Origin of the sequence: Streptomyces sp. NPDC001315 (genome assembly GCF_042896175.1) — a bacterium.
Taxonomy (GTDB): Bacteria; Actinomycetota; Actinomycetes; order Streptomycetales; family Streptomycetaceae; genus Streptomyces.
In genome coordinates, this window is sequence record NZ_JBIAWZ010000011.1 from 121788 (window position 1) to 138848 (window position 17061).

The 17061-nt window shown below is 69.3% G+C and carries 17 protein-coding genes and 2 pseudogenes; 11 read left to right on the plus strand and 8 right to left on the minus strand.

What is annotated here, in order from left to right; translation table 11 throughout:
* Nucleotides 1-5 precede the first annotated feature (5 nt).
* From ACFY16_RS27325 to ACFY16_RS27350, 6 genes and pseudogenes are all read left to right on the plus strand, one after another.
* Nucleotides 6-605 carry a TetR/AcrR family transcriptional regulator gene (locus tag ACFY16_RS27325; RefSeq protein WP_390649834.1) on the plus strand — a complete coding sequence of 200 codons (600 nt, stop codon included), beginning with the start codon at nucleotides 6-8 and terminating at the stop codon, nucleotides 603-605.
* The gene (locus ACFY16_RS27330; protein WP_390649835.1) at nucleotides 602-2200 is read left to right on the plus strand and encodes a glycerol-3-phosphate dehydrogenase/oxidase; all 1599 of its coding nucleotides are present in this window, start codon (nucleotides 602-604) and stop codon (nucleotides 2198-2200) included. The genes ACFY16_RS27325 and ACFY16_RS27330 overlap by 4 nt, the downstream gene beginning before the upstream one ends.
* 564 nt (nucleotides 2201-2764) lie before the next feature.
* Nucleotides 2765-3412, plus strand: coding sequence for an isochorismatase family cysteine hydrolase (locus ACFY16_RS27335; protein ID WP_390649836.1), 648 nt, complete (start codon nucleotides 2765-2767; stop codon nucleotides 3410-3412).
* Between the two features lie 76 nt (nucleotides 3413-3488).
* Nucleotides 3489-3773, plus strand: coding sequence for an SDR family oxidoreductase (locus ACFY16_RS27340; RefSeq protein WP_390649837.1), 285 nt, complete (start codon nucleotides 3489-3491; stop codon nucleotides 3771-3773).
* A 324-nt stretch (nucleotides 3774-4097) separates the two neighbouring features.
* A complete protein-coding gene (locus ACFY16_RS27345; RefSeq protein ID WP_390649838.1) occupies nucleotides 4098-4715 on the plus strand; it encodes a VOC family protein in 618 nt (205 codons plus the stop codon).
* 4 nt (nucleotides 4716-4719) lie between these two features.
* Nucleotides 4720-4966, plus strand: a pseudogene (locus ACFY16_RS27350) (hypothetical protein); the annotation flags it as partial.
* Here the strand turns inward: ACFY16_RS27350 and ACFY16_RS27355 are convergent.
* Both ACFY16_RS27355 and ACFY16_RS27360 read right to left on the minus strand, forming a co-directional pair.
* Nucleotides 4961-5208, minus strand: a pseudogene (locus ACFY16_RS27355) (aldo/keto reductase); the annotation flags it as partial. The pseudogenes ACFY16_RS27350 and ACFY16_RS27355 overlap by 6 nt on opposite strands.
* 314 nt (nucleotides 5209-5522) lie before the next feature.
* Complete coding sequence (locus ACFY16_RS27360; RefSeq protein ID WP_390649839.1) at nucleotides 5523-6545, minus strand: LacI family DNA-binding transcriptional regulator; 1023 nt, start codon at nucleotides 6543-6545, stop codon at nucleotides 5523-5525.
* 205 nt (nucleotides 6546-6750) lie between these two features.
* Here ACFY16_RS27360 and ACFY16_RS27365 point away from each other — a divergent pair, with 205 nt between their 5' ends.
* Nucleotides 6751-7749, plus strand: a complete 999-nt coding sequence (locus tag ACFY16_RS27365) for a glycosyl hydrolase 53 family protein (RefSeq protein ID WP_390649840.1) — start codon at nucleotides 6751-6753, stop codon at nucleotides 7747-7749.
* A gap of 40 nt (nucleotides 7750-7789) precedes the next feature.
* Complete coding sequence (locus ACFY16_RS27370) at nucleotides 7790-9127, plus strand: right-handed parallel beta-helix repeat-containing protein (RefSeq protein WP_390649841.1); 1338 nt, start codon at nucleotides 7790-7792, stop codon at nucleotides 9125-9127.
* Between the two features lie 580 nt (nucleotides 9128-9707).
* Here the strand turns inward: ACFY16_RS27370 and ACFY16_RS27375 are convergent.
* Nucleotides 9708-10472 (minus strand): SDR family NAD(P)-dependent oxidoreductase, encoded by a 765-nt coding sequence (locus ACFY16_RS27375; protein WP_390649842.1) that lies wholly within the window; start codon nucleotides 10470-10472, stop codon nucleotides 9708-9710.
* 117 nt (nucleotides 10473-10589) lie between these two features.
* Here ACFY16_RS27375 and ACFY16_RS27380 point away from each other — a divergent pair, with 117 nt between their 5' ends.
* Nucleotides 10590-11255: a TetR/AcrR family transcriptional regulator C-terminal domain-containing protein gene (locus ACFY16_RS27380; protein WP_390649843.1), complete on the plus strand. Its 666-nt coding sequence runs from the start codon at nucleotides 10590-10592 to the stop codon at nucleotides 11253-11255.
* A 217-nt stretch (nucleotides 11256-11472) separates the two neighbouring features.
* Here the strand turns inward: ACFY16_RS27380 and ACFY16_RS27385 are convergent, their stop codons facing one another.
* Nucleotides 11473-12252 (minus strand): TetR/AcrR family transcriptional regulator, encoded by a 780-nt coding sequence (locus ACFY16_RS27385; RefSeq protein WP_390649844.1) that lies wholly within the window; start codon nucleotides 12250-12252, stop codon nucleotides 11473-11475.
* A gap of 75 nt (nucleotides 12253-12327) precedes the next feature.
* Here ACFY16_RS27385 and ACFY16_RS27390 point away from each other — a divergent pair, with 75 nt between their 5' ends.
* Nucleotides 12328-13227 (plus strand): NmrA/HSCARG family protein, encoded by a 900-nt coding sequence (locus tag ACFY16_RS27390; RefSeq protein ID WP_390649845.1) that lies wholly within the window; start codon nucleotides 12328-12330, stop codon nucleotides 13225-13227.
* A 217-nt stretch (nucleotides 13228-13444) separates the two neighbouring features.
* Here ACFY16_RS27390 and ACFY16_RS27395 read toward each other — a convergent pair whose 3' ends face one another.
* Genes ACFY16_RS27395 through ACFY16_RS27410 form a run of 4 tightly spaced genes read right to left on the minus strand, consistent with a single transcriptional unit; the run spans nucleotide 13445 to nucleotide 16401 of the window.
* Nucleotides 13445-14242, minus strand: a complete 798-nt coding sequence (locus ACFY16_RS27395; RefSeq protein ID WP_390649846.1) for an ABC transporter ATP-binding protein — start codon at nucleotides 14240-14242, stop codon at nucleotides 13445-13447.
* Nucleotides 14235-15242: an ABC transporter ATP-binding protein gene (locus ACFY16_RS27400; RefSeq protein ID WP_390649847.1), complete on the minus strand. Its 1008-nt coding sequence runs from the start codon at nucleotides 15240-15242 to the stop codon at nucleotides 14235-14237. The genes ACFY16_RS27395 and ACFY16_RS27400 overlap by 8 nt, the downstream gene beginning before the upstream one ends.
* Nucleotides 15239-16093: an ABC transporter permease gene (locus ACFY16_RS27405; protein WP_390649848.1), complete on the minus strand. Its 855-nt coding sequence runs from the start codon at nucleotides 16091-16093 to the stop codon at nucleotides 15239-15241. Before ACFY16_RS27405 ends, ACFY16_RS27400 begins: the two co-directional genes overlap by 4 nt.
* A complete protein-coding gene (locus ACFY16_RS27410; RefSeq protein WP_390649849.1) occupies nucleotides 16093-16401 on the minus strand; it encodes an ABC transporter permease subunit in 309 nt (102 codons plus the stop codon). Before ACFY16_RS27410 ends, ACFY16_RS27405 begins: the two co-directional genes overlap by 1 nt.
* On the opposite strand from ACFY16_RS27410, the gene ACFY16_RS27415 reads away from it, so the two are divergent.
* The gene (locus tag ACFY16_RS27415) at nucleotides 16337-16981 is read left to right on the plus strand and encodes an amidase family protein (RefSeq protein ID WP_390649850.1); all 645 of its coding nucleotides are present in this window, start codon (nucleotides 16337-16339) and stop codon (nucleotides 16979-16981) included. The two genes, ACFY16_RS27410 and ACFY16_RS27415, sit on opposite strands and share 65 nt — an antisense overlap.
* The last annotated feature ends 80 nt before the right edge of the window (nucleotides 16982-17061 follow it).

The following is a 17061-nucleotide window of genomic DNA, read 5'->3' on the forward strand; positions in this document are numbered from 1 at the left end:
TACACATGGCGCCTATTCGTCACAACCGCTCGGACAACGATCCCGTCCTCGACGCCGCACGCGACTGCGTGCTGGCGTTCGGCGTCCAGCGCACCACCCTCACCGACGTCGCCCGCCGCGCCGGCGTCTCGCGGATGACGCTCTACCGCCGCTGGCCCGACGTGCGGTCACTGGTCGGCGATCTGATGACGCGTGAGTGGATCGACGTGGCGAGCCGCGCCATGCCGCAGCGCCGGCCCGGCCGGGACATGCGCGGCCTGATCGTGGACGGTCTCGTGGCCGGAGTCGCGGCGTTCCGGGCCCACCCGCTCTTCCGCAAGATCATCGACGTCGACCCCGAACTCCTGCTGACCTACGTCCTGGACCGCCGGGGAGCCAGCCAGGAAGCCCTGCTGAGCCTGCTCGCCGACGCCCTGACCGAGGGCCACGCCGACGGGTCGGTGCGGCGGACACACACAGGCCGGCAGGCCCGCGCGGTACTGCTCGTGGTCCAGTCCTTCACCCTGTCGCTGCGGACCATGACCGACGAGGACGACCCCGAACTCACCAGCTCCGCCTTCCTCGACGAACTGCGCACCCTTCTGGAGAGGACCCTGACACCATGAGCCCCACCAGCAGTCAGTCCGACTCGGCCTCCCCCGCCTCCGGATCGTCGCTCTCCGCCGCCCGCCGGCTCCGCGAACTGACCGAGGCCGTCGATTCCGACGTGGTGGACGTCCTGGTCGTCGGGCTCGGCGCCACCGGCTCCGGGGTCGCGCTGGACGCCGCCGCGCGCGGCCTCAGCGTCGTCGCCGTCGACGCCCACGACCTCGCCTTCGGCACATCGCGCTGGAGTTCCAAACTCATCCACGGCGGACTGCGCTACCTGGCTTCAGGGCAGCTCGACGTCGCCCACGAAAGCGCTGTCGAACGCGGTGTCCTCATGGAACGCACCGCCCCTCACCTGGTGCACGCCCAGCCCTTCGTCCTGCCCCTGACGCCTTCGGTGTCACGCGGTCAGGCGTCCCTGGCCTGGGCCGGCTTCCGGGCCGGGGACGCCCTGCGCCTGGCAGCCCGCACCTCCCGTGCCACCCTGCCCGCGCCGCGCCGCCTTTCCGCAGTCGAAGCCCACCACTTGACACCGTCCGTACGCCCCGGCGGCCTGCGCGGCGGCCTGCTGTCCTGGGACGGCCGGGTGACCGACGACGCCCGCCTGGTCACCGCGCTCGCCCGCACCGCCGCCGCCCACGGCGCGAAAATCCTCACCAGGGTCAGGGCCCTGGAGCTCAGCGGGACCACCGCCCGCGTCCGCGACGAACTCACCGGAGAACAAGGCGAGATCAGGGCCCGCGCGGTAATCAACGCATCCGGCGTGTGGGCGGGCGATCTGGTCGAGGGCATCCGCATCCGCCCCTCGCGCGGCACCCATCTGGTCCTGCGCGCCGACCTGCTCGGGCCGCTGCCCGCGGGCCTGCACATTCCGATTCCAGGGGAGAGCAGTCGATTCGTCCTCGTGCTGCCGCAGGACGACGGCCGCGTGTACGTCGGCCTGACCGACGAGCCCGTCGACGGTGACATACCAGACGTGCCCGAGGTGCCCGAGTCGGACATCGGCTTCCTGCTGGACGTCCTGGGCTCCGCCCTGCACACACCGGTGAGGCGCCACGACGTCGTGGGCGCCTTCGCGGGACTACGCCCCCTGCTGGACACCGTGCCGACACGGTCTGCGGACACCACCCGTACCTCCGACATCTCGCGCCGGCACGCCGTCCTCACCTCCGGCGAAGGGGTGGTCACCGTCGTCGGAGGGAAACTCACCACCTATCGGCGCATGGCACAGGACGCCGTCGACGCGGTGGTCGAGGCCCGCGGCCTGCGCGCCGGTGCCTCGACCACCGCGTCCCTGCCCCTGGTCGGAGCCGCCGCCCCGCACCGGCTGGGCGTGCTCGCGGCCCCCGGCCACCTGGTTCGCCGCTACGGCACCGAGGCTCCCGCCGTGCATGCTCTGGGCACCCGCGATCCCCACCTGAACGAGCCCGTGGTGCCGGGGAACCCCGTCACACGTGGAGCCCTGCTGTGGGCCGCCCTGCACGAGGGCGCCCTGGACGAGGCCGATCTCCTGGACCGGCGTACCCGCATCGGGCTCGTGCCGCAGGACCGGGCGGCGGCCGTGGCGGCGGCCCGGGAAGCACTCGACGCGGCCGCCGCTCAGCCTGCTTGAAACGCCCCCGCGGACGGCGCGCAGCGGCACAAGGCGCCGCGCCGCCGGCCGGGGCGGAGCAGCTTCCGCCGGGACTGCTCGTGGAGGTCGACGCCCTGGCAGTCATGTAGACGGTGGTGCGGGCGGGGAAGGGCTCGCCGACGGCCGCCGCGTACGCCTCGTTCGGCCGGCGGTCGTGCAACCGGTCTCGTTCCTGCGGCGTCGGGGCGGCCTCCGCCCCTGCGCGCCATCGCCAACGGCTCGGTCCCGAGCCCGCGCCAGGACGGCTCGGCCAGGTGGGCGGGATCGGTGAGATACCGCATCGGCGAGGAGGACGATGCGGACATGGGGCAGCGGCTACCCCACGCCCAGCTGATCACCGTCTCGGCGACCGTGTCCAGATTGATGTAGGCCTGCCCTGGCCGGGTACCACCCGGCGCGGATGCCTTTCGGCCGGACGAGTGACAGACTGAAGGCCGAGTTGGCCGTCTGCGCCATAGGGCGCCTGGGGCCTGTCCTGGCCGTCCACTCCTTCTTGCATCCCAGCTGCGATCGATCCGTTCGCTGACCAGATGGGAACTGTTCATGGCTTCTGAAGCGCCGTACCCCCCGGACCAAACCGCTCTTCTTATCGTTGACCCGTACAACGACTTCCTTTCCGAAGGCGGCAAGCTTTGGCCCCGAGCAAAGGAAGTGGCGGAAGGCATCGGCCTGCTCGACCACATGCGCACCATCCTCGCCACGGCCCGCAGCCGGGGCTTTCGCGTCTTCATCGTGCCCCACCACCAGACGACGCCGAACGACTACAACACGTGGGACCACCTGTCCCCGACCCAACAGCGCATCGTGACCCAGCAGACCTTTGCCGAGGGCAGCTGGGGGGCCGAGTGGCACCCCGACTTCCACCCCCGCGAGGACGAGCTCGTCATGCGCCAGCACTGGGCCTCGAGCGGCTTCGCGAACACAGACCTCGACTTCATGCTCAAGCAGCACCACATCCGGAAGATCCTGCTGATCGGTATGCGGGCCAACACCTGTGTGGACACCACCGCACGCTTCGGCCAGGAGCTGGGCTACCACGTGACCCTCATCCGCGACGCCATCGCCTCCTTCAGCTGGGAGGAGATGACAGCGACATTCGAGCTCAACGCACCCCTGTACGCCCACGCCATCCTCACAACAGATGAGTTCGTCGACCTCGTGAACGGCGGGACCGGCAGGGGCTCCCCGTAGTGCCAAATCCTCGGCATCCGGGTTTGGCCGGCCGGGCGCTGGACTGGTCGGCCTCAGCGGCCCGCCTACGGATCCTGTGCATCCTCGGCGCGCAGGAGCGCAGACCGCCAACCTGGCACTGGAGGTCGCCCCTGTCAGGGTCAACCTCCTCGCGGCCGGGTTCGTGGACACACCGCTGTCGGCCTCCCTCCTCGGTGACCGACTGGAGGCACGACGCGAGGAGTTGAGGAAGACGCTGCCGATCGGCCGAGTGGTCGGACCGGCGGATGTTGCAGCCCTCGCGCTGCACATCATGGCCAACGGAGCCCTCACTGGCGCCACGTACGACATCGACGGAGGCCAGCAGCTCGTCGCACACTGACCGTCCACTGCCCACTGCCCACGGCCCAGGCCGCAGTCGGCCGTCGAGCGCGCGGGCTCCCGCAGGCAGCACCGCTTCGTCCGGCGCCTTTCGGGATCAGCCGCCGGCGAAGTGGGCGAGCGTCCACATGCGACCTGATCGAACGCGTGTCTACGCTGGAACGCGACACAGCCCGTTCGACAGGGCGTCAGGGAGCTGCCGGGCCGGGCGTGAGACGAGGCGCTCGCAACGGGTTTCGAGTGCCGTGGGATGCGCCCTCCAGGCCCGGCGCCACCCCGGATCCGGTCGTCGCCGGTATCCCCACCGAGACGGGAAGCGCAAGCCATGGACATGAAACTCGAGGTCGTCGTGGTGCCGGTGTCCGACGTCGACCGGGCCAAGGACTTCTACACGGCGCTGGGCTGGAGGCTCGACGCGGACATCACCCCTGACGGGGACTTCCGGGTGGTGCAAGTGACCCCTCCGGGTTCTCCGGCGTCGGTCATCTTCGGCGGATCGGTCACCGAACAGGCCCCGGGCTCGGCTCGAGGCCTGCACCTGGTCGTCGACGACATCGAGGCCGCCCATGACGAGCTGATACGGCGCGGCGCCGACCCGAGCGACGTGTTTCACGACGCCGGCGGCGTCTTCCACCACGCCGGCGCTGACGCCCGGGTGCCTGGCCCTGATCCACAACGCGGCAGTTACGGCTCCTTCCTGTCGTTCAGTGACCCGGACGGCAACGGTTGGCTGCTGCAGGAGGTCACCACACGGCTTCCGGGACGGCTGGACCCCGCGACCACGTCGTTCGCCTCGGCCGAGGACCTGGCGGGCGCCCTGCGGCGGGCCGCGGCGGCGCACGGTGAGCACGAGGCGCGTATCGGCGCGGAGGACCCGGACTGGCCGGACTGGTACGCGCGGTACCTGGTGAGCGAGCAGACCGGGACGGAACCGCCCTCGTGAGCGCTCGGATGCGCGGTCCAAGGCGGCACACCCCGGCACCAGCCGGGTCAAGTACTGAGAACACCCTCTTGGTCGGCTTCCTCGGCGTCAACGTCCTCGCCCCAGTCCTCACCGACGAGGGCCGCGCCGACCTGGCGTACAAACTGCTGCACCGGGGCGCGCTTCCGTCCTGGCTGTTTTAGGTGAGAAACGGCGCCACGACGGTCGAAGAGCGCTGGAACTCATACTCGAAGCAGGACGGGTTCGGCCCGCCCTCTGAGCCCGCGGCCGACGATCCGTTCGCTGCGGTCGTAGGGCCGGGCGGTGTCGATGAAGGCGACGCCCAGATCCATGGCGGTGCAGCGCGCGCACCCCGGATTCGTCGTCGGCGCCCACCCAGGCGCCCTGACCGAGACCCCACGCCCCATAACCGATCTCGGACACCGTCAAGCCCGGTACGGCCAAGTTCCCGATACCGCTCATGTGCTATCCGACTCCTCTGATGACGCCCCATGCCGAGGGCCGCGTTCTGTGTGCCTTCCGGCACCGCGAACTACCTGCACGACGCTGCGGACGGTGGCCTTCGGATCACCGCGTCACCGAGGCGTCTTTGTGCAGGGGGCCGCAGGTTTCGGCGGTCACTATGGGGAGCAGAGGAATCGTGATCGGCAACTTGAACGAATATCCGGCGCGCGACGGCGTCGCGCCCGACCGGTGGGCCAGCGCTCCGCACCTGTTCCACAACACCCGAAGGCTGCGGGCGGTGGACACGGTTGACCGGTGGCTACCGCCCGCGGAGCGTACGGAACGTGGTGAGTCGCACCACCCTCACGCGTCGGTAGGGCTGGGCGGGGTAGCCGTCGTGCCTCGGAGGACGAGCTTCGTGGCCAGGCGGATGTCGTCGGTCGCGAGGGGCTGGTGAGCGATGAGGGACATCAGGGCGCGGGTGCCCGCTCGCCCCATCTCTTGCAGGGGCTGCCGCACGGTGGTCAGCGGTGGGGCGCTGTGCGCGGCCTGCGGCAGGTCGTCGAAGCCGACGATCGACAGGTCGTCGGGTACGGAGAGTCCGAGCGTTCGGGCGGCGCTGAGGGCGCCGAGCGCTATCAGGTCCGCGCCGGCGACGATGGCGGTGGGACGCTGCTCGGCGGTCAGCAGCTTCGTGGCCGCGTACACGCCGCCCTGGTGGTTGAAGTTCGACGAGGCCACCAGGGCGGGATCCGGTTGTATACCGGCCAGGCGCAGGGCGTCGGCGTAGCCGCGGTAGCGCAGTTCGGTGCTCTCGTGGTCGTCCTCGCCGCGGATGTAGGCGATGCGCCGGTGGCCGGCCTCGATCAGATGGTGGGTGCCGGCCCGTCCGCCGTCGTAGTTGTCGACCGTAACCCTGGGCAGGCGCAGGTCGAGGCGACGCGGATCGATGACGACGACCGGAAGGTCGCCCGCCTGGATCTCCTGTGCCGTATCCGGATCGAGGACGGGCGCGATGAGCAGCAGTCCGTCGACGAGACCGCCCGCGAAGGCCGCGATGCGGTCACGCTCGTGGATGGCGTCGAGACAAGCACGCAGGAGCAGTTCGCGTTCGTCGTCGGCGACTTCCTGGGCGATGCCACGCACGATTTCGAGGCTGTACTGCGCGGTGAGATCCAGGGTGAGAACACCGATGAGGCCGGTGCGGCCTCGCTTGCCGTTGCGGGCGCTGGGTGGGGTGTAGCCGAGTCGTTTCGCGACCTGCAGAACCCGCTGCCGCGTGGCCTCCGATGCTCCGGGGCGTGCGTTGACGACGTTGGAGACGGTCATGGCGGACACACCGGCCTCCGCGGCGACCTGCGCGATCGTGACTCTAGGGGTGGGCATGGTCATCGTCTCCGTACAGCTTTATAAAGCCCGGTACAGGGATTGACAAAAGTACTTTACCGGCGCAGTTTGTGGTTGTCATGGGCCCGACATCTCTGGGGAACGGGCCGTCTCGCACGGCGATCAACGGCCAGCCCGGCAACGAGGGGAACCCGAAATGACCGACGGCAAATCAACCGAACCGTTAGGCATACGGCGGCGCAGCGTGCTGCTGGGTGCCGCGGCCGGCGCGGGAGCGCTGGCGCTCGGGGCCGGACCCCTGGCCACCCCGGCGGAGGCGGCGAGCTTCATCAAGGGCGCGGACATCAGCTGGCTGCCGCAGATGGAGGCGACCGGCTACTACTGGAACAACAGCGCCGGCGTGCGGCAGGACCTGTTCGCCATCCTCAAGGCGTACGGCATCACCGCGGTCAGTCTGCGGACCTGGGTCAACCCTTCCAGTGATCCGGGCAACGGGCACTGCAGCATCGAGGAGACCGCGCAGCTGGCGCAGCGGGCCAAGAACGCCGGCATGCAGGTCCTCGTCGGATTCCACTTCGGCGACACCTGGAACTCGGTCGGGGTGCAGAACCCGCCGGCGGACTGGGCCGCCATGAACTACAGCCAGATGCTCGACGCCATGTACGACTACGTTTACCACTCGTGCAACGTCATCAAGTACTACGGCGTGACACCGGCCTGGGTGAAGATCGGCAACGAGACCAACTCCGGTATCTGCAAGCCGATCGGCAGCGTCGGCCGCCCGGACCAGATGACGGGTCTGCTGAATGCCGCCTACGACATGTCCAAGCATGTCTTCCCCAGCACCCCGGTATTGGTGCACCTGGCGCAGCCGCAGAACCTGGACAGCATCCAGAACTTCCTCAACGCCTACCGGGACAACGACGGGAAGTGGGACATCACCGGCCTGTCCTCGTACGCGCAGGGTGGCAACGTATCCGGCGTGCTGGCCAACATGCAGACCATCCAGACCAGCTACGGCAAGCCGGTCATGCAGGTCGAGTACGGCGGGCCGGTGGGCAAGCCCACCCAGGTGCGCGACTCGCTGCCCGCGTTCATCACGGGACTGAAGGGGTTCGGAGGCCTGGGCACCTTCTTCTGGGAGCCCGAGGGCTATCCCTCGTTCAACAGCTACAACAGCTCGGCCTGGGACGAGACCACCCGCCGCCCCACCGCGGCCCTGGACGGCTTCCTCGACGTGTGAGCGTGGCACGGGAGAGGAGCGACTCAATCTGGAGTGTGTGATGAGACCTGCCACGATCGTCGGACGTGTCCTGCTGGTTTCGGCGGTCACGGTGATCCCCCTGGCGACTGTCGACAGTTGGGCGGCCGCGAGCCGCGCGGCGGCGAACGTGTACTACGTCGCACCGAACGGCAGCGACAGTGCCGCGGGAACGCAGGCCGCTCCCTGGGCTTCGATCGCCCATGCCCAGGCCGTCGCCCAGCCGGGTGACACGGTGTACTTCCGGGACGGCACCTACGCCTACACGCACGGGATCAGCGCTTGTCAGAGCCAGACGGCCAGAGTCGACGCGATCACCCTGAACAAGAGCGGCAGCTCGGGTAATCCGATCAGGTACTGGGCCTACCCGGGGGAGAAGCCGGTCTTCGACTTCTCGGGCATGACTGACGACTGCCGTATCAAAGGCTTCGACGTCACCGGGAGTTGGATCCACCTCAAGGGGCTGGAAGTCACCGGCGTGCCGCAGAACAACAACCTGAACCACGAGTCCTGGGGGATCTGGATCTCCGGGAGCAACAACACCTTCGAAGGGATCAACACCCATCACCACATGGGGCCAGGGCTGTTCATCCAGAACGGAGGCGGCAACCTCGTCTTCAATACGGATTCGCACGACAACTACGACCTGAACTCCTCCAACGGGGCCGGGGAGAACGCCGACGGCTTCGGTGCGCACATCTCGGCCAACAACCCCGGGAACGTCTTCCGGGGCTGCCGCGCGTGGTGGAACGCCGACGACGGGTTCGACCTCATCAGCGCCTACTCGTCCGTGACCATCGAGAACTCCTGGGCATGGCGCAACGGCTACGTTCCGGGAACGACCACGGGAGCCGGCAACGGAAGCGGCTTCAAGGCGGGCGGCTATGGCGGCGACTATGACGCCGGCGCCGTCAAGCACACGGTCCGAACGTCGGTGGCCTTCGCCAACAAGGCGGGGGGCTTCTACGCCAACCATCATCCGCTCGCCAACGACTTCTTCAACAACACGAGTTACGGAAACCACCCCGACTTCGACATGCTCGGGGTCGACTCGAGCGGCGCCGCCGTCGGCCGGGGCAACCTGCGCAACAACCTCGCCTACACCGGTACCCTGACGGCGAACATGACCGGCACGAACGCCTCGTACAACTCCTGGAACCTGGGCCTCGCCCTGTCGGACGCGCAGTTCCAGAGTGTGTCGACGTCCGGCTGGGATGCGCCCCGCCAAGCGGACGGCAGTCTGCCCGTCCTGTCCAGCCTCCGCCCCGCGGCGAACAGTGTTCTGATCGACAAGGGCACCGGCGTCGGCCTGCCGTACAAGGGACAGGCGCCGGATCTCGGTGCTTTCGAAGCTTCCTGACACGGCCCCTGGCTCACGGCCGACCACATGGTGGCCCTGCTCGATACGTGGCATCGAGCAGGGCCGCTTGTGATGTGCGGCACCTTGGAAATAAGCGGAGGGCCCCTGCCGTGAGCCCATCCGGACGTCCGAGGAGTAGCGAACCGCTTTCACCGGGTGAGGCGGAGTGCCGGGCAAGCGCCGTCATGCCGCTGTGGGCGGCGGCCGAAACACCCGCGTCGCCATCGCGTTGCTGTTGTCGAGTGCCACCGGCATGGCCTTCTTCGCCTCACCAGCGGTGGGTCCTGTATCTGGAGCGGTGGCTCAAGGCCCCGCTCCAGCGGTCGGGCAGCAGTCTGCAAGCCCGGGCCCGCGGCAGCCCACAGGGCTCGGCGGTCTCACCTGTGTTGTCCAACCTGTTCATGCACTACGCGTTCGACGCCTGGTGGCTGCGGGCGGTGCGAGCGCCGGGCACCATGGCCTCCGCGGCGGCGAGGTCGAGGTGGGAGTTCATGCCCAGCTCGAACCGGCCGTAGGGGGTTCAGCCGGGTCCAGGTTCGTGGATCGTATGCGTGGAGCCGACGTGACCTGACGACAGGCCCTAGCCGAGGAGGCCGCCACCGGTGACGTCGAGGGAGACCCCGGTGATCCAGTCCGCTTCCTCGGTCGCGAGGAAGACGACCACGCCGGCAACGTCCCGCGGCTCGGCGAGGCGCTTGTACGCCGAGAACTGGGACAGCTGCTCCCTCAGCTCGGGGATCTGGAAGACCGGACTCCCGTTGTCCGTGACACCGGGGAGCACACTGTTGACCGTGATCCCTCGCGGGGCCAGGTGACGCGCGAAGTGCAGCGAGAGCTGCTCGAGCGCGCCCTTGGACATCGCGTAGACGGCCTGCGAGGGGGTCGCGACCCGGGTCAGGCCGGTGGAGATGTTCACGACGCGTCCCCCGTCGGGGATCAGTCCGAGGGCTCGCTGGATGACGAAGAAGGGCGCCTTGGTGTTGACCGCGAAGGCCTTGTCGAACTCCTCGGCGGTGACCTCCTCGGGAACGGTACCCCTCGACACCTCGGCAGCGTTGTTCACCAGGATGTCCAGCGTGGCCCGCCCGGTGCGCTCGGTCAGGCCGGCCTCAAGGCCAGCGAACAGTTGATCGATGTCGCCGGGTGTGCCCAGCTCCGCGCCGACCGTGAAGGCCTGACCGCCGTCCTTCTCGATGAGTTCGACGGTTTCCTGGGCGGCTTGCTCGTTGTGCGCGTAGTGCACGGCGACCAAGGCGCCCTCACGGGCCAGGCCGATGGCCGTGGCCCGGCCGATGCCCCGGCTGGAACCGGTGACGAGAGCGGTCTTCCCGCTGAGCTTTCCCATGATCATGTCCTTCTCGACAGCGCGGACTGCGCGCCGTCTCCTGCGGAGAGGCAGTGGCACAGACCGACTCGGAATCCTTGGACGGCGTCCAAGGCGTGTCATGAGTATTATTGTGCAGTGTCCAAGACGTCAAATTCGCAAGAGCCCTGCCCCGCGGTGTCCCGTGCCCATGTCGGCCTGACCGAGGGGCAGATCATTGCTGCCGCGCTGGAAGTGCTGGAGAGCGACGGTTTCGACAGACTGTCGCTGAGGGCCGTCGCCGGCCGACTGGCGGTGCGGGTCAACGCGGTGGCCTGGCATGTGAAGGACAAGGCCAGCCTGCTCAGCGCGGTGGCTGACGCGATGATGGCCGACTGCCTGCCCGCCCGCCTGCCCCGGGATCCGGAGGAAAGGGTTCGCAGGATCCTCAAGTCGTTCCGCGCGACACTGCGTTCCCACCGCGACGGAGCCCGTCTGGCGCGGGAGGGCTTCTCGTTGGCCCGTCCTCACTGGCTGGCGTTCGCCGAGGCGTTCCACGCCGCCCTGCGCGCCACCGGGCGCAGCCCCAAGGACGTGGCCTGGACAGCCTGGACCCTGATCTACTTCGTGATCAGCCTGGTCAACGAGGAACAGGCATCACCCGACCGCACCCCTGGCGTCGAGGCGGCGGCCGCCGACCCTGCGACCTGCCCCGTTCTCGCGGAGGCGATCGAGCACCTCACCGGGTCGAATTTCGACGACCGCTTCGCGTACGGGGTCGACCTGATTCTCACCGGGCGCTCCGCCGCGCACGAAGTCGACTAGTTTCTATCCGGACACTCACTCCGACGCCGGGACAAATGCCCGGATCAGGTGGGAGCCCGTACACCACGTCCTGGACTGGTACTCCAGCTGTAGATCGTGATCTTCATGTCTGGGATGCAGCTTGCCGCCGGTAACGACTGGTGCGGGATCGAAACAGCGATCTCAGCCGTGGGCATCGTCCTACTCGGCACCTCCGATCCCAGGGACACGTTTTCCGTTAGGAAAGCGTTGCCGTGCCGAGGCGGCGGCGATGTGCTCGCTGCCGGCAGGTCGCTCCGCAGTAGCGTGCCGGGCGGCCAGTGGACCGGGCCTCAAGCCGGGCCCCGCATTCCTCGCACCGCGACGCTGCGTGAAGCGTGCCGGGAGTGTCACGAAAGCCCCGTCCTTGCGTGACGAAGGAGGGAGCCCGCAGGCTCTCCAGCGCCAGCCGCACCATGCGCGTGCCGCCGTTCCGGTCGCGGTGGGCGGCCCGTATCGTCGCGCACCCGACGGTGAGGGCTGCGACATCGTCCGCGCTGACGTCGGTGCGGACCCCACCAGCCTGCTGGGCTGCGCGGAGCAGTTCGTCAAGTGCCTGGCGGAACCGTCGCGCCGACGCGGCCAGGCTTGGCCGTGGCCAGCTCGTCTGCGTGGTCAAGGCGTCGCATGCGTGCTTGCGCCCGTGGGACGTTTCGACGACCTCCAGGAGGAAGCCGAAGAGTGCCGCGGCAGGGTCAACGCGGGTCGCCCACTGTCGAGCGGTTTCCACCAGGTCGTCGATCTGCTGGACGAGTACGGCCTCCAGCAGGATCTCCTTACTGGGGAAGTGCCGGTACACGGTGCCGGCGCCGACCCCCGCCTGCCGTGCGATCGCGCCGAGTGAGACGTCCAGGCCGTGCTGGTCGAACGCCTGCGAAGCGGCGGCGAGCACCGTCCTGCGGTTACGGCGGGCATCGGCCCGGCCGGTGTCCTCGGGAGCTGCGGTCATGTCACGTAATCCCTTGTCCGTGCCACTCAACCGGGTGGAGCATTCCACATCGACCCCGGGCCCAATCCGACCGTATCCACCGACCATCCGGGGGCGGAGGATGACATGAGCACTGACCGCTTGGTTGTCGTGACCGGTGCGACCGGTCGGCAGGGCGGCGCCACCGCACGCCGGCTCCTGGCGGCCGGCAGGCCGGTGCGCGCGCTCGTGCGGGACACGACCGCACCCGCCGCCACATCACTCGAAGCTGCGGGAGCGGAGCTCGTGCGCGGCGACTTCGACGACCCGTCGAGTCTGCCTGCCGCGCTGGAGGGAGCAGCGTCACTGTTCGCCGTACCGCCCGTGGCGTTCGGACCGGCCGGCTCCGACGTGAAGCGCGAGTTCACCCGTGGCCGGGCACTGATCGATGCCGCGGCTGCAGTGGGAGTCGAGCACGTCGTGTTCACGGGTGTCGCGTCCACGCCGGGTCGCCCGGGTGGCTCCGAGGGGAAGAAACGCATCGAGGAGTACCTGCGTGAGCGGATCCGGTCGGTGACCGTGCTGCGTCCGGTGCGGTTCATGTCGAACTTTCTCGGTTCGACGCCCATCGGTCTCGACGGCATCGCCCACGGCGTGCACCGGCACATCTTCCCGCCGGACGAACCTGTCCAGATCATCGCGGTGGAGGACATCGCCGAGTTCGCGGCGCTGGCCTTCGATCAGCCGGACCGGTTCGCGGGACGAAGTCTGGAGCTGGCCGGGGACGCGCCTACCCCGGCCGAGGCGGTCGCCGCGATCAGCGAGGCCACCGGTGCCGCAATTCGCTATGAGCAGATCACCCACGCCGAGGCAACCGCACTCAACCCCGAGATCGCCCAGGTCCGGGAGCGCTGGGCAGCCGGATCGCGCTGGCACGCCGACATCGAGGCGCTGCGCATCATCCATCCCGGACTGCGTACGCTCGAGGACTGGCTTGCCGAATCCGGCGCCATCCTGCTGCGGAAGCGGCTCCTTGAAACCGCCTAGAACTCCAGCTGTAGGTCGTGATCTTGCTGGTGTGGGCTCCATCACGTGCTCGTCGAGCGCGGACAGGGCGATGTTCGCCAGCAGCGGGGAGAGGATGCCGCCCGATTGGAAAGAATTGAGCAATATGGCGGAAGAGCGGCGAAGAAGCCGGAATCGACGGAGGTTCCTTTCCCGCGGCATCCGACGGTCGTGCCAATGCCCGCCGACCTGCTCACGTTCAGGCCCGCTGTCGTCCGGGCTTCCAGCCGGCTCGTGGCACAGCGTCGAGCAGGCGGCGGGTGTAGTCACGCTGGGGATGGTCGAGGACCTGTGCGGTGGGGCCGGACTCGACGATCCGGCCCTCGTGCATGACCACGCAGTCGTCGCTGATCTGCCGTACGACACCCAGGTCGTGGGAGACGAAGAGGTACGCAACGCCCGTGTCGCGCCGCAGGTCGTCCAGGAGGTTGAGGACCTGGGCCTGGACGCTGACGTCGAGTGCGGCCACCGCCTCGTCGAGGATGAGGAGTTGGGGACGGGCCGCCAACGCGCGGGCAATGGCGACGCGTTGGCGCTGTCCTCCGGAGAGTGCGCGGGGGCGGCAGCGGCCCGTGCGCTCGTCGAGTCCTACTTGTTCGAGGAGTTCGGCGACCTGTGCCTCGGTGGCGCGCGGGGCGCCTTCTCGGTGCTCGTCGAGGACCTCGGCGATCGCCGAGGCGGCCGTCTGGCGGGGGTCGAGGGAGGAGTTGGGGTCCTGGAAGACCATCTGGACCTGCCGGGCCCGCCGCTTGCGCTCGGCCCGGTCGATCCGTCCCGTGGAGCGGTGTTCCCCGGCGAACTCGACCGTGCCCTCGGTCGCCGACTCCAGGCCGGCGATGATCCGGGCGCAGGTCGTCTTTCCCGAGCCGGACTGGCCGACGACCGCGAGAGATCCGCCTGCGGGAATGCGGAAGGACACGTCGTCGACAGCGGTGAATTCCTCGCCCCGCGCGGCGAACTTCTTACGCAGGCCCGTCACGGTGAGCAGGTCAGTCATGGGTGGCCATCTCCTCGCATGTCAGGGTTCCGCGCAGCTCCCGAGCCCGGTGGCAGGCCACGTCATGTCCGTCCAACTGCAGGGCCGGAGGGGCTTGTTCGCGGCACAGGCCGAGCGCGTGCGGACAGCGCGGGGCGAACACGCACCCCTTCTCGATCTCGTACGCGGCACTGGGCCGGCCGGGGATCGCCGCGAGTCGGCCCCGCTGCGTGGTGCTGGGACGGGCGGCCAACAGGGCCGTCGTGTAGGGGTGCAGGGGGTTGTCGTAGAGCGTGGTCGCCGGACCGGTTTCCGCGAGTGAACCGGCGTACAGTACGGCCAGGTTGTCCGTGACAGCGGTGGCGAGGTCCAGGTCGTGGGTGATCAGGATCATGGCCAGGCCGCGTTCGCGGCGCTGCTCGTCGAGGATGGCCAGGACCTCTTCCTGGGTGGTGACGTCGAGTGCGGTGGTGGGTTCGTCCGCGACGATCAGGCGGGGTTCGGCGAGCAGCGCGGCGGCGATCATGACGCGTTGGAGGAGGCCGCCGGACAGCTGGTGCGGGTACTGGGTCATACGGCGTTCGCCGTCGGGGATGCCCACCTCGGCGAGTTGGGCGACGGCCTTGGCCGCCGCCTCGCGCCGGGTGACGTCCTCGCGTAGGCGCAGGCCCTCGGTGAGGAAGTCCCCGACGGTCCGGACGGGGTTGATGTGGGCTCGGGGGTCCTGGTGGATCATCGCGATCTCGGACGCCCGCCAGGCGCGCAGCTCACGGGGGCCGAAGCTGTAGACGTCGCGGCCGTCGAACGTGACCGCGCCGCGTACGCGGACGCCGGGTGCCAGGAGCCGTTGTACGGCGCGTACGGTCATGGACTTGCCGGAGCCGGATTCGCCCACGATGCCGAGGGCTTCGCCGGCGCGGACCTGGAAGCGGACGTCGCTGACGATCGGCCGGATTTCATGGTCCACGGTCACGTCGATGTCGAGGTGTTCCACGGTCAACAGTGGGTCTTGGGTCGTCATGCGGGCACCTCCGCTCGCTGGGCGAGCCGTTCGCCGAGCACGTTGACGGTCACCACGGTCAGCACGATGAGGGCGCCGGCGACGAGGGTTTCCTGGGGGGAGCCGTTGAGGAGGGAGGCGCGCCCCTCGGAGATCATCAGGCCCCAGTCGGTGGCGGGTGGCCGGGCGCCGAGGCCGATGAAGGAGATGGCCGCGAGGTCGACCAGTGCGGAGGCGAAGGCGATGGTCGCCTGGGCGCGGATCAGGGGCCAGAGGGCGGGCAGCAGGTGCCGGACGTTGATGCGCCAGGAGGAGAAGCCGGCCATGAGGCAGGCCTCCACATAGGGCAGGTGGCGCCGGCGTACGGCCGCTGACCGGATCACCCGGGCGAGGAAGGGGATGTAGGCGAGGCTGAGCGCGGCGACGGGGGCGGTGAGGCCGGTGCCGAAGACGCCGACCGCGAGGATGGCGAAGAGGAGGCTGGGGAAGGCGAGCAGGATGTCCAGGACGCGGCTGAGCAGGGTGTCGGTGCGGCCGCCGTACCAGGCCATGACCAGGGCGAGGGCGGTGCCGCCGAGCGTGGCGGCCAGGACCACGACGGCGGGGCCGAGCAGGGTGAGAGTGGCGCCGGACAGGGCGCGGCTGAGGATGTCGCGGCCCAGTGCGTCGGTGCCCAGGAGGTGGGTGGCGGACGGGCCCGTGTCGGCGGCCAGGACGTCGGTCCGGCGGGGGTCGTAGGGGGCCAGGAACGGGCCGAGTACGGCGAGCAGGACCAGGAGCGCGCAGAGGACGGCCGTGGCGGCCAGGACCGGGTCGAAGCGGCGGCGGGTGCGCCTGCGGGACAGGGTCAGGGCGGGGGCGGTGACGGTCATCAGGCGGGCCTCCGCTCGCGGATGCGTGGATCGAGAACCCGCTGAAGGCTGTCGATCACTGTGGTGACCAGGACGAACAGCAGGACCAGCAGCAGGCTGATGGCCATGACCACGTTGTAGTCCTTGCCCTGGACGCTGGTGACGAGGAAGGAGCCGATGCCGTCGATGCCGAAGGCGGTCTCCACGACGACGGTTCCGGCCACGAGCCCGGCGACGAGGGTTCCGGTGACCGTGACGATCGGGATGGCGGCGTTGCGCAGGATGTGCCGGCGGAAGACGAGCGCGCTGGTCGAGCGCGCGGCCCGCACGTTCGAGACGGAACTCGGCGCACATGTCGAGGAAGTGGCCGTCGAACTTCCCGATCCCATCCAGTACTTCTCCGACTACTGGGCACCTCAGGCACTGGCTGCCCTGGAGGACATGGTCATCGGCCATGGATTCGACCCCGCCCTCTCCGAACGGCACTTCGCCGAGTTCGCCCAGCGGGCGCGCGGCGTATCCGCCGTCGACTACTACCGGGTCGCGGTGCAGACGCGCGCCCGGATCGCGGCCGGATTCGCGGCGGTCTTCGCCCGGTACGATCTCCTCCTCACGCCCACCATGCCGGTGGCTGCCTTCCCTCACCCCGGCCCCGAGGGCGGCCCGGTGACAGTCGACGGGCAGCCGGTGAAGGAACCCGTCTACGACTTCCACCGCTTCACCGAACCCCCGAGCCACGCCGGGCATCCGGCCCTCACCGTGCCCTGCGGTTTCACGGAAGAGGGTCTGCCCGTCGGACTCCAGGTCATCGGGCCGCACCACGCCGACGACGCCGTCCTGCGCGCGGCCGCCGTCTACGAGGGGCACGCGGGGTGGCACAGGCGCCGACCTGCCCTCGAGGTGTCCTAGGACCATGTGCCGAGGGTGATTCGGGCTGCAGGCCGGTGCCGGTACTGGTCCCGGTCATTAGCTTGGGTGATCAGCCTGGT